The organism is Mesorhizobium sp. M7A.F.Ca.ET.027.03.2.1, assembly GCF_003999175.1.
GTDB lineage: Bacteria > Pseudomonadota > Alphaproteobacteria > Rhizobiales > Rhizobiaceae > Mesorhizobium.
In genome coordinates, this window is the sequence record NZ_RZOM01001213.1 from 1 (window position 1) to 1693 (window position 1693).

Here is a 1693-nt window from a genome sequence, read left to right on the forward strand (position 1 = left end):
ATGGACATGCCGGCCGATTTTGAGCCGACGCAGCATGCCTATGTCAGCGAACAGCTTGCCTTCCTGCATATATCCGACGACCTGCCGAGACATCTGAAAACAAGCGTCAAAAGACCAGACGGAACAGTCCCATGAAATTCACCCTCTCCTGGCTCAAGGACCACCTAGAGACCGACGCCACGCTTGACGAGATCGTCGAGCGACTGACCTCGATCGGCCTCGAAGTCGAGCATGTCGACGACAAGTCGAGCCTGAAACCCTTCGTCATAGCCAGGGTGTTGACGGCGGTGCAGCACCCCGATGCCGACCGGCTGCGCGTGCTGACTGTCGATACGGGCAACGGCAAACCACCCGTGCAGGTCGTCTGCGGCGCGCCCAATGCGCGGGCCGGCCTGATCGGCGCCTTTGCCGCGCCCGGCACCTATGTGCCCGGCATCGACGTGACGCTGACGGTCGGCAAGATCAGGGGCGTCGAAAGCCACGGCATGATGTGTTCCGAGCGCGAACTGGAACTGTCCGACGAACACCACGGCATCATCGACCTGCCCGAGGATGCGCCGGTCGGCACCAGCTTCGCCGCCTATGCGCATATCGACGATCCGGTCATCGAGATCAATTTGACGCCGAACCGGCCGGATGCGACCAGCGTCTACGGCATCGCCAGGGATCTGGCGGCGAGCGGGCTTGGCCGCCTCGTCGGCGGCGCCATCATGTCGCATGTCGGCAACGGCATGTGTCCGGTCAAGGTAACGATCGAAGCGCCGGAGCTTTGCCCCGGCTTCGCACTCAACCTGGTCAAGGGCGTCAAGAATGGGCCGTCGCCAAAATGGCTGCAGCAGCGGCTGATCGCCATTGGGCTGAGACCGATCAGCGCGCTGGTCGACATCACCAATTACGTCACCTTCGACCGCGGCCGCCCGCTGCATGTGTTCGACGCCAGCAAGGTTGCCGGCAATCTCGTCGTGCGCCGCGCGCGCGATGGCGAAAAGGTGCAGGCGCTCGACGGCCGCGAATACACGCTGACGCCGGAAATGTGCGTCATCGCGGATGACAACGGCGTCGAGTCCATCGCCGGCATCATGGGCGGCGAGCATTCGGGCTGCGACGAGAACACATCAGATGTGCTGATCGAATCCGCCCTTTGGGATCCGATCACCACGGCGCGCACCGGCCGCACGCTCGCCATCATCACCGACGCGCGCTACCGCTTCGAGCGCGGCGTGGACCCCGAATTCATGGTTCCCGGCGTCGAGCTGGCAACGAAACTGGTGCTCGATTTCTGCGGCGGCACGCCGACCGAAATGGAAGTCGTCGGCTACGCCGGCCACAAGTCGAAGATCGTTTCCTTCCCGCTTTCGGAAGTGAAGCGGCTGACCGGCATCGAGGTTCCCAGGGCGGAAAGCCTCGACATCCTGTCGCGCCTCGGCTTCAAGCCGGAGGGCTCGGGCGATGTCGTCGATGTCGCCGTGCCGTCCTGGCGCCCCGACGTCGATGGCAAGGCAGACCTGGTCGAGGAGGTCATGCGCATCCACGGTGTCGACAACATAGCACCGCAGCCGCTCGGTGCGCATGACGCGGTCAACGCAAGGATCCTCACCACGCTGCAGGTCCGTACCCGTACCGCCAAGCGCGCGCTTGGCGGTACGGGTACGGACCTGCAGCGTGGTGAGGATCCTTGCGTTGACCGCGTCAT

Annotated in this window: 1 protein-coding gene and 1 pseudogene; both read left to right on the forward strand. The window is 64.0% G+C overall.

Features of this window, described 5'->3' with window-relative positions:
- Positions 1 to 135: pseudogene (locus EN750_RS41745) on the forward strand (GFA family protein); the annotation flags it as partial.
- The coding region (gene pheT, locus EN750_RS33085; RefSeq protein ID WP_127399171.1) for a phenylalanine--tRNA ligase subunit beta at positions 132 to 1693 on the forward strand (1562 nt) is incomplete at its 3' end. The pseudogene EN750_RS41745 and the gene pheT, both read left to right, overlap by 4 nt.